Source organism: Clostridium sp. DSM 8431 (genome assembly GCF_900116755.1).
GTDB lineage: Bacteria > Bacillota > Clostridia > Clostridiales > Clostridiaceae > Clostridium.
In genome coordinates this window covers 1-11439 of sequence record NZ_FPBY01000104.1, presented here as the reverse complement: position 1 = coordinate 11439, position 11439 = coordinate 1, and the positions used below count along the sequence as shown (strand labels likewise).

Sequence of the window (11439 nt, the reverse complement as noted above, 5' to 3'; positions counted from 1 at the left end):
TTACATTCCATTATGGTACTACTTAAATTTATTTAAAAGGCAAGGGATAAGAAATATAAAACAAATTTACATTCCATTATGGTACTACTTAAATATATCTAAAAATAATTCTGAAGGTATTGAACATGAATTTACATTCCATTATGGTACTACTTAAATCACTATATCTCTTAAACGTGAATACATTGCATCCAAATTTACATTCCATTATGGTACTACTTAAATATAAAGCTATGTGAAAATACTAAGTATTTAACTATATTTACATTCCATTATGGTACTACTTAAATTTCCTACTAAAGAAATACCACGTAAAATATTATTCTAATTTACATTCCATTATGGTACTACTTAAATTTTTTAAGCTTTTTATTATTTATTTTTATTAGTATATCATTTACATTCCATTATGGTACTACTTAAATTTTTTCTACACTATCAAGTTTATCAATATTACTTCTATTTACATTCCATTATGGTACTACTTAAATTTGCCATTTTTTCTTGAAAATCTTGACCTGTAGTATAATTTACATTCCATTATGGTACTACTTAAATGCTAAAAAATTTATAGAAGATTATAGATTTTCAATATTATTTACATTCCATTATGGTACTACTTAAATCTATCATCTTCAAATTCTCCTTCTCATTTTTATATATTTACATTCCATTATGGTACTACTTAAATATTCTATTTCTCCATACACACGTTTCATTGCTTCGCATTTACATTCCATTATGGTACTACTTAAATTTTATATCCATGTTTTTTAAACCAGTCAATAAGTTCATTTACATTCCATTATGGTACTACTTAAATGTTTTTCTTTTGAAGTTTCTTTAAAGTTTTATCTGCATTTACATTCCATTATGGTACTACTTAAATATATCTGCTGTTTAGGAAAGATATTATATCACATAGATTTACATTCCATTATGGTACTACTTAAATTATAAAATAGAATACTAGTTTTTATACTTTAAGAATATTTACATTCCATTATGGTACTACTTAAATCAACTTTTCTACTTGTTTGTAATGAATATTTTTAATTTACATTCCATTATGGTACTACTTAAATCATTAGTTAAATTACGTTTTTTCAAGCATTTTGATATATTTACATTCCATTATGGTACTACTTAAATATAGATACATTAGAAGGTGTGATGCACGCATCAATATTTACATTCCATTATGGTACTACTTAAATTCTATCCATAACTGCTGCATTAGGAACATAATCTTTATTTACATTCCATTATGGTACTACTTAAATAAATCTAATATTATTGTTTGTTGTATATACCATAACATTTACATTCCATTATGGTACTACTTAAATGGAAAATGCGGAAGTAGGGTTAGAGTTAAATATGCTATTTACATTCCATTATGGTACTACTTAAATGTTAAAATCTTTAACCATTACTGTAGCTTTAAATGCATTTACATTCCATTATGGTACTACTTAAATTTCTAATAAATATCTAGAAAAACAAGTTTCATACTGATTTACATTCCATTATGGTACTACTTAAATGCGCAAATAGAGTTTAAAGGCAAACATTATAACTTATTTACATTCCATTATGGTACTACTTAAATCATTAATCACCATATCTCTTATGTTTTAATTTAAAAATTTACATTCCATTATGGTACTACTTAAATAATAAGCAGTAAAAAATTATTAAAAAATAATACTAGATTTACATTCCATTATGGTACTACTTAAATTGACTTGCAAAATCATTGTATTCTTTAAAATTACTAAATTTACATTCCATTATGGTACTACTTAAATTAAAGTTGGTTTTACAGATTGGAGAGGAGAAAGGAAATTTACATTCCATTATGGTACTACTTAAATTACAATTATTGATTTATAATAATTCTCAGAAAGGATATTTACATTCCATTATGGTACTACTTAAATCTACATATAATTTTTCAGCTTGGACAAGTTTTATTGAATTTACATTCCATTATGGTACTACTTAAATAAATGATAATTCGGAAGATAACTTTAATAGTGGAAATAATTTACATTCCATTATGGTACTACTTAAATCCGTTTATTATAATCTATTAAGTCTAAATATATAAATTACATTTCTTTGTCTATCTAAAAAAATGTAATGATTTATTTAGTAAAATATAATACTATTTTTCTATATAATTCAAACAAAATAGTTATAATTATTTGTTTTGTCTATCCCAGTATATTTTAGCATTATCTTAGGTAGACAATCAAATAAAATTGCTATTTTTATCCTCTTCTATACCCCAAAATTCTTTTTGCAACCACCTCTCATTTCGGCTTTTAAAAATTATTACCGAATCACTATGACTTCTTATAACATTATTTAATTCATATTTAAGTTTTATCAATTGACCCTCTGATAATTCTCCTTCAAACACTGAATTCTGTATATGACTCAAATATTTTTTACAAATTTTAAATGTTCTATTTAATATTCTTTTTCCATAATCATCAGTTTTTATATCATAAACAAGTATAATATACATAAATTCACCTACCACCATATTTTGAATGGTTCATACTCTTTCTCTCCTAAGAGATGCTTTATAATTTTATAACATTCTAGTTTTAGCATATATTCATATGAAACATTTTTGTTTAAGTCTTTATGTTTTATTGTTGTTTGCAATTTTCCTTCTAATTCTGCTGCTATAGTCTTAGATGCTTCCTTTTTTAAATGAAGATAATTTAAATTTTTAGTAAAACTCTTTTCTGTTATTTGTCTCTTATTTAAGAGTGAGAATATGAGCCTATCTGCAATTAAGGGTTTAAAAATTTCTGAAATATCAAGACTCAAAGAAAATCTTCTTTCACTTGGTTCATGAAGATAACTTATAGTTGGATTAAGTTGAGTATTATAAATAGCTCCTAAAGTTTTTGTATAAACTAGTGTATTGATATATGAAATTAGTGTATTAATCATATTATCTGGTGGTTGTTTTACTCTTTTTTCAAAATTAATCTCTTGATCAACCATTATATTCCATGCCTGATAATAAGTTTTTCTTATGTTACCTTCATATCCCATAAGCTCTTTTATACTTTGTGTTTTATAGATGTCTTTTCTAAACGCTTCAATTTTATTCATATAACTCTTAACATCTTTACCTCGGCCATTATAATATCTTAAATTTCTATAAATATTATAACTTGCTCCATCTATAAATTTTTGAGCTAAGGATAAACGCTTACTATTATCCATATAATGTTGAGTTTGATTGATAAGCAAGTTTCCTGAAACTAATTTCTTTCTAGGTTCAAAACTACCTGTATAAAAACTATAATAATTAAAAAAATGAACCACTATTCCATATTGAGATAAAAAATTAATAATATTAGTATTAAAATCCATATCTGACATTACATATATTTCACCAACAGTTTCAATTGGAATATATCTCTTACTACCTTCTTCATCTACAAATTCAATTGAATTATCCTTTCTTTTTAAGTTCCCATTATTATAAATATAATAACTTCTCTTCATAAATTCTCACCCTTCCTTTATACAAAACATAAATCATAATATGCACAATTCTTACATATCCTTTTCTTTTGTAGCTCCAAAGGTTTCTCTTTTTTTACTATAATTATTATATCTTTTAATATTTCTTCGATTTTCTCTATATCCTCTTCATTCAATTCAACTTCTATTGTTTGCTTTAATAATGGATAATCAATTTTACCTTTAATATTATCTACACCATTCTGTTTTAAATAATATAAATAATATTTCACTTGTAAAATTGAAGCCTCTTCAATTTTATTACTTTTCTTAACTTCATGAAGAATACCTTTGCTCCTAATGAAATCAATATTAATAATATTATTGATATTGATGTGTTTTTCATCACGCTTATAAGTCTCCTCATCTATAATTTTGCCAATTTGAACATTCTCACTATTACTTTCCATAGATATTTCATTGTAGAAATACCATAATTTACGTTTGCAAACTGCATAATAATAAACCATAACCCCTGTTATATCTTTCTCCACTTATACCACTCCTTAATATAATTAAAATATCACAGCTTTATTAAATTCCTCCCCATATTTTTTCTTCTTATACCCACTTTCATCATAAATACAATCTATCACTTTTATATAATCATTTTTGAATCTGCTTAAAGACACCCTATCATATGGAATTGCTGTTCCCTTACTCCTTGCTCTTTCATAATTTTGTATATCTCCAAGATAAACAGATACAGTATATTTCATTATCTGATCTCTATACTTTGCTCTATCAAATTCACTAAGCTCATAGTCTAAAAGTTTTTCTTGAATATATTTTATGGTACCTAGATTTTCTTCATAAACAGAACCCGGTATTATATCCTGGCTTAAAATATTTCTTAAATTTTTATCTTTAATATCAAACTTATAAGGTGGAATCAAACTTATATATTCATAAACATCATTAAATGTTCTTATATAATCACTATCTTTTAAATTATCATAAGTAAGATATTTATCTATAAGCTTTATTTTTTCTTCTTCACTTAAAATTCCATCACAAGATAAAGTAGCTTCCTTAGACAAATTAAATAAGGTCTTATCTATAAAACCTTTATCTCCATCAATAAAATATTTCTCATTAATCTGACAATAGACAAAACAGTTATATTCATCTATATTTTTAACACCTTTTCTATTACATCTTCCTAATCTTTGAAATAAAGAATTAAGTTCTTGAAGTTCCGTAAATAGATAATCAAAATCTATATCAAGACTTGCTTCAACTATTGAAGTTGCTATCCAAATACAATTTTTTTTGTATATTTCTCCATGCTCATCAAATGTTCTACCATCGCTCATAATCTGAGATTCCTTTTCAAGCCTTTCTTTCCTGATAAACTTACTATGAAGTATATTAATTTCACAATTTTCAATACTCTCCTCGTTATTTAATTCCTCATATATCTTCTGTGCTTCTTTAATGGTGTTGCACACAACCAGAACTTTATTACTTTTATCCTTTTTCTTGTTTTCTAAGTATCTTTCTTTAATATCCTCAGCACATATTTTTTTATCCAAAACTTTAATATTATGTCTCTTCAAATCAGTTATAAATGGTTTATCATTTTCTATAAAATTAATTTTTCTTTTAAGAAAATACTTAACAAAAGGCGGTAATGTTGCTGTCAATATTGCAATCTTCCCTCCCATTTCATTAACTTTTTCAATACCATAAATGAGGTAAGCTAAAAGCTCTGGTCCATATGCCTGTATTTCATCAATAACAATTTTAGAATAGGAAAGGGTTGTTAATTTTAATTCATAACTTGGATATTTAAAAACAAAATCAAAAATGGAATCCATTGTTGCAATATTAAGTGGAATTGCAAGCTGTTTTCCAGTCTTTTCATACTCAATAAGTTTATTTTCTTCTGATTCATACTCATAATTATTTATATAATACTCAAGTGAACTAGAATGAAGAATAGCAAGTCTCTTTTCTATTCTTTCATTATTTAGTATATTGTTCCTCACTCTATCATAAATTGCATTAATAGCAGCTCTTATAGGTAATATAAAAAAACCTTTATTATCTCCCATCCATAACAAGCCACCTTCTGTCTTTCCCATTCCTGTTTGAGCTACTGCAATAATATTAGAACTTGTATTTTGTATACAAAAGTTTTGTAATTCATTCCACTTAGCAGTAATCTTATTTTTTTGCCATACCTTTAAAAGTCTATCCATATTTCCCCTTAAAAAATCAGCTGGATACTCAATAATTTTATTACTACTTGCTGAATAATCACATTTATGAAGATAACCTTTTATTTTTATAGCATCTATATCTTTGACAATCTCAGCCAAAAGCGACTTAGTCCTCCTTTTTACATTTACTGTTTTAAATTCTTTTAATAATTTATCTATCAGTTCTTTTTTATTAGACAACTCTTCATAATTATTACAATAATAATGATGGTTAAATACTGCATGAGACACCCTTATATAATCATCTTTTGTCTCAAAAGAATTCGGATCAATAAAGTATAATGATAATATATTATGAGAAACCTCTATATCTTCTTTAAATCTTCCTCCTTTTTTTAATCTTTTCTGAAACTCTACATTTAGCTTTCCTAAATCATGATATATAATTGCTTTTTCAACAAGTTCATATATTCTTTTATCCTCTATATAACCATATTCATTAAGAATATTTAATTCATTCAAAAGATCCTCTGTATGTTCATAAATTGTTTTATCTTCTTTGGCTGATCTATTTTTTATCAGTTTAAGTGTTTCGTTATCTAGTATCTTAAATATATCCTTCATTATTGCCTCCTAAAAAAGCAGAGGTAATTTTACCACTGCTTTTATCAAATAAAATTAACTATATATGTTTTATCTCCATAATCATCAATAAGTACATTTTCACTAGTCTTATCAATGTAATAATTAGATGCATATAATACTTTCTTTTTATTAAACTGCCTTTTTCCATCTACTAAATCATAATTTTTGTTAAGATAATACTTTGTTCCAGTAATAGCTCTATCAGCTTCTGCCTTATCAAAAAAAATATTCTCTTCCAAAACATCATTAAAATTTAAAAATGCTGAATTATCGCTAAATACCTCTAATTCATCACTTTCTTTTAACTCTACAAAACAACATTCCTCAATGTTAACAAAGTCTTCACTACGTCCTATAGACTTTAGATTATAAATATTTTCTTCTATATCATTCAAAGTACTTTCATCACTTCTGACATGTATAACAAGGCTTATATTATTTAATATTTCATAAAACTTAAGTGATGTGGTAAGAGATCTAAACTTAGAAAAAGGTTTGGTATAATTTTCATTTTCGTATTGACTAAATTTCTCTTTAAATTCTTTTTCTTGTCTTTTAACTTCCTTTTCTTCTGTAGTTATCTTAATATATTCTTCACTTTTCTTATCATGACGTTTTTTCAAATCAGCAAGTTCCTTTTTCTTATTCTTAAAGTTTTGAACTTTTTCTTTATAATCATTCTTTTTATAGGTATCAATTTCATCTTTTAATTTTTTAAGATTTCTATACTCATCTAATAATTCTTTATTAAATACCTGAATAGTTTTACCTTCTCTAAAACTATTACCTTGAGACTTTTTAGCAGCAGCTACCTTTTCATATGCTCTTGAAAGCATACTTTCATTCTTCATCTTTACTAATATTCCTCTATCATCCATTATAGAATTTAAAAAACAATAATCAGTATATGGTTCTCTATGCATTGACTCATATTTCCCCTGAATGCTTATATCCATGGGATGATATTCTTTATAGGAACAAGCATTATGAATAGCTCCAATTATTGTTGAAACTGGAGGAAGAGGATATGTCATCTTATTATCTAAAGCCTCTTCTTTTTTATAATTTGCACTGCTCTGAGTAAGGCATATCCTTAATACTTTCATAAATTTCATCCACCTTAAATATTATAATATTCATTTACATTTTTCTTTAATTGAGCAAAAAACTCAGAAACAGCTACCGGATTAAGTTCTCTATTTATTTCTTCTTCATTTTTAAATACCCTGCTTTCAAGCATTCCAACTTTATAACCCTTATTTATTTTTGATTTAAGATCTGGACTTACAATAAGTTTATCATTTTCAACTTTAACTACATTTTCAAAATAATGAGTCTTTCTATCACTTAATCCACCTACTATAAATACAGGCTCTGAATTATCTAAATTTCCTTTTACAGTAAGGCTTAAATTTTCTACTGCTTCAAGTAGCATATTAACTCTCTCAGCTTTTTCAGTATTTTGTGCTTCCTGATATCCTTCTTCATCCTTAAAGTTATCATCCTTACCTATCATTTCTAAATCTATTGTTAAGCTATAAACTTTAAAAGACTTATCATATTCATATTGGTATGGCATAAGGCCAGCATTCTTCAATTCAACTTTATTATTATCTGCATAATTATTAGCTAAATATAAATTGTTATGAAATCTTGTTTCATTTACAAAGCTCTCACAAGAAATTGCATCTGTAACATAAAAAGAACTATTTCTTATATTAGTTGTTCCCTTAGTACTCATATATCCACCTTCAAGCGCTCTACAATTTGTAGCGTTTAAATCTTTTCCTACCCTCTTCTGTACTGCTCCGTCAACTTCGGTTTCTAAATCATCATACATTCCACTCTGAACCATGATAGCATTTTTTAAACTTTCACGACTTCTAATTGTATAAACCTTACCATTTCTAAATATTTTCTGTACACTTGCTATATTTCCTAACCCTTCTGAATAATTTGCTGTCATATTTGCAACAACTGTTATAGTTACCGATTTTATTTTATTCATAGTTTTCACCCCTAATTTTTTGTTAATTCTTTGCATTATCATTTCTATTAGTATCTTTACTTAATGCATTTATAAATGTATATACTAAATCTTTATTATCTTCAAAACTATCAAATAAATCATATACAAAACCAAATTCTACATTGCTATAATTAGATAATTGTAATAATATCTGGCATGCTCTATCATAGTCTTTAAATATTACTGAACTAGTAAGCTTTTGCCTATATGATTCTATTTTGTTATTTTCAATTTTGCCCGCAACTTGTTTTGCACAGGCATAGGCCCCTTTTAATTTATCATTCATATTTCCTTCACCTCTCATTAATATGTTAATTTTTATTAATTGGGAAACAATATATGCTCTTTTCTCTTTCAAAAATAATTCAATAAGGTCATCAAGATATATATCATTTAAAATATCATTCATGACCTCGCATTGAATATTTCTATAAAACTTCTCTGTAACCTTAAATAAAATATTTAATGCTTCATAATCCACATTGTTATTAGATAAACTTTTAAGAATATCAATATTTTTCTTTCTTATATAGAGAGTTTCAAAAAAATCGTTATCTACATTTTTTACTATTACTTCTACATCTCTTTTAATAAAATCAGAGCTTTCTATTATTCCTTTAAAAAATGCCTGCCTTGAATTTTTCACCTTTTCATCTTTATTTTTTAAAGATTTTTCTAATATTTTAGATGTAATTTTTAATCTACTAATATTAAAATTATCGTTAATAAAGAAGGTTTCTCTATCTCCATAAAATGCAAATGGTATAAAATCAAATTCTTTAATATCTTGAGACACAAAATTATTCATAACAAAGTTGTATGCTGTAGATTTTCCTTTTTTACCAGAGTCAATATAATATCCAAGTAGTCTACAATAACCTTGAGACTCATTAAATATCTGATTTGTATTAGCATAGTCTGCATACATGTCACTTTTAAGTCTAAAAGTTTCTTTAATTAAAGAATCTCTATTTTCATTTAATAAATTTAAAATCATTTCTTTATTGCTACCATTAAATTTTGTTTTTCCAAAAACATTTTTCATTACTGTATTAGCTTTTAATTTTTCATTTACAGTCTTTATCTGCTCATCCGATAACTCTGATTCTTTTAATATATTCTCTATTACTTTATGATGAAATCTTTCCCCATATTTATTTTCTACAAAATTCAAATATCTGTCTTCAGTAATATCTATTTGGTTATAAAGAATAGCATCATCATTCATTTCATATTGTATGTTATGATAATCAAAATACTGCATAAGTCCAACTATAGCTGCACTAAATCTCCAATCAGAAGGTTCAAGCATAGTATCATAATTTCTATTTTCTAAACTTGTCTTCATAATTTCCCCTTTCTACTGTAAATCTTGTGTTACTAAATCAACCATTCCAAAACCACATGATTTACGACTTCCTATACCTGAATCATATAAATATTGCAATACAGCTTTATTTCCACAAAGCTCAAACGTTCCAACACTTACATCAATATATCTATCATAATGTTTTACAACTACTTTTCTGAATTGAATAGGATTAACCCTTATCTCATCAATATATTTAGTAGAAAAGCCTGCCTCAATAAGCCCATTACTAATTACATAATTTAACTTTTCTCTAAATTCCTCATCATTATAAACATAATACTTATCTGTATTCCTTTCCCTGTTATGTTCTCTCACACAAATTGCACTGCCATGAGATGTTTTAAAAATCACTCGATTATTTACTATTTCATAACGTTTACTATTCTTTATAGATTTTAGAGTCATACAATTATTCTTTTCTAATGGAAAAGGCTTATTTTTTTGGCCAATAAACGCACTAAAAAGTTTCAATCCTACTTTATTATTTTCACTAATAGAAAATGAAATCTTAATTTCATTTGAATCAATTATAATTTCATTCTTTAAAAATTTGGACTTAGGAAAAATTACAGTAAAACAATAATTCTTCTGCCTAGTATCTTTAAAAAATTCTTCAAAGTATTTGCCATTATTACACTCAGTTAAAGCTTTTTTTATATAGCTTAAAATAACTCTCCTGTATTCTATAGGAAATCTTTTTTCTTTTAATGTCAATATTAAATCAAATCTCATTTTATCCTCCTTTTTATTTTTATATAATTATAACATATTTGAAATGTTTTGTTTATATAATTACACATTTGTATTAAAATGTATTTTATAAAAATAAAATGCCACCCCATATTTTAAAGCAAAAATATCATAAAATATGTCTATGATGTTTTTTCTATATCTTATATTATTCTTTATACTTATTATCTTCTATGTACTCTTTCCTAATCTATTTCTTAGGATCATAAAGCTCCTGAACTTTAATATCTAATTCTTTAGATTCTCCTTTTTGTAATTTGATTTTACTTTTTAACTCCATAGTCTCCCCTCCATTAACCTATTAAGCTTACTATTAGCCTCTTCATCTGAATCTTTAAGATTATTAATGCTGCTCTTAATATCTTTCATATCTTTTCTTAATTCATCAATTTCTTTATGAATCTCATTAAGATGTTTATCTACTCCATTAGAAAGTGTATTCCACATCTCTATCAAGTATCATTTTAGAAAATATAAGCTCCTTAGTTTCACTGTCATAATAATTAAAATGAAGAGGAATTATTGTAATTATTAGGTATATTTGTATAAAACAAGTCCCTGCAGTGCAGAGGCCAAATGTCAGCTGAGCTATTAAGCTTAATAAATCATTCCAACTCTTTCTATATCTATTTTATTAGCTATAATAGTGCAAAAATGCTTGAATAATTTTACAACTGAATAAAATAAAAAAACATTTATGATAAATCTCTGTTATAATTAAGTTCCTACACAAAATTCAACAAGGAGATACATAAATGTTTCAGAACACAATTATATCAAACGAACCATTAATATACAAATTTTTTAATCAATTAAATTTTGATTTTTACTTAACAAATCCTCAGTTAAAGCATTTAGAAAATATCATGAATGCTATGATATCTAAAGGCTTTAATGGTAAGATTTCCGACATAGCGGAGCTT

General features: G+C 25.6%; 9 protein-coding genes and 1 CRISPR repeat array. All 9 genes read right to left on the bottom strand.

Annotated features, from left to right (window positions below; genetic code table 11):
- Position 1: 1 nt before the first annotated feature.
- A CRISPR array of direct repeats spans positions 2–2078; the repeat unit is 27 nt; unit sequence TACATTCCATTATGGTACTACTTAAAT.
- A 179-nt stretch (positions 2079–2257) separates the two neighbouring features.
- The 9 genes from cas2 to BM384_RS17685 all read right to left on the bottom strand — a co-directional run bounded on the left by cas2 (position 2258) and on the right by BM384_RS17685 (position 10963).
- Entirely contained in the window at positions 2258–2536 is a 279-nt protein-coding gene (cas2, locus tag BM384_RS11200; RefSeq protein ID WP_090013671.1) for a CRISPR-associated endonuclease Cas2, read from the bottom strand.
- Positions 2537–2544: 8 nt separating this feature from the next.
- Positions 2545–3537 carry a type I-B CRISPR-associated endonuclease Cas1b gene (gene cas1b, locus BM384_RS11195; RefSeq protein ID WP_090013670.1) on the bottom strand — a complete coding sequence of 331 codons (993 nt, stop codon included), beginning with the start codon at positions 3535–3537 and terminating at the stop codon, positions 2545–2547.
- Positions 3538–3554: 17 nt separating this feature from the next.
- On the bottom strand, positions 3555–4049 hold the full coding sequence (cas4, locus tag BM384_RS11190) for a CRISPR-associated protein Cas4 (RefSeq protein WP_090013669.1): 495 nt from the start codon (positions 4047–4049) through the stop codon (positions 3555–3557).
- A 21-nt stretch (positions 4050–4070) separates the two neighbouring features.
- Positions 4071–6344: a CRISPR-associated helicase/endonuclease Cas3 gene (locus BM384_RS11185; RefSeq protein ID WP_090013667.1), complete on the bottom strand. Its 2274-nt coding sequence runs from the start codon at positions 6342–6344 to the stop codon at positions 4071–4073.
- A 44-nt stretch (positions 6345–6388) separates the two neighbouring features.
- Positions 6389–7471 carry a CRISPR-associated protein Cas5 gene (gene cas5, locus BM384_RS11180; RefSeq protein WP_090013666.1) on the bottom strand — a complete coding sequence of 361 codons (1083 nt, stop codon included), beginning with the start codon at positions 7469–7471 and terminating at the stop codon, positions 6389–6391.
- Positions 7472–7485: 14 nt separating this feature from the next.
- A complete protein-coding gene (cas7i, locus tag BM384_RS11175) occupies positions 7486–8373 on the bottom strand; it encodes a type I-B CRISPR-associated protein Cas7/Cst2/DevR (protein ID WP_090013665.1) in 888 nt (295 codons plus the stop codon).
- A gap of 22 nt (positions 8374–8395) precedes the next feature.
- Positions 8396–9742, bottom strand: coding sequence for a type I CRISPR-associated protein Cas8a1/Csx8 (cas8a1, locus tag BM384_RS11170; RefSeq protein ID WP_090013663.1), 1347 nt, complete (start codon positions 9740–9742; stop codon positions 8396–8398).
- A gap of 12 nt (positions 9743–9754) precedes the next feature.
- The gene (cas6, locus tag BM384_RS11165) at positions 9755–10498 is read right to left on the bottom strand and encodes a CRISPR-associated endoribonuclease Cas6 (RefSeq protein WP_090013661.1); all 744 of its coding nucleotides are present in this window, start codon (positions 10496–10498) and stop codon (positions 9755–9757) included.
- A 288-nt stretch (positions 10499–10786) separates the two neighbouring features.
- Positions 10787–10963 carry a hypothetical protein gene (locus BM384_RS17685; RefSeq protein ID WP_175537352.1) on the bottom strand — a complete coding sequence of 59 codons (177 nt, stop codon included), beginning with the start codon at positions 10961–10963 and terminating at the stop codon, positions 10787–10789.
- Positions 10964–11439: the final 476 nt, after the last annotated feature.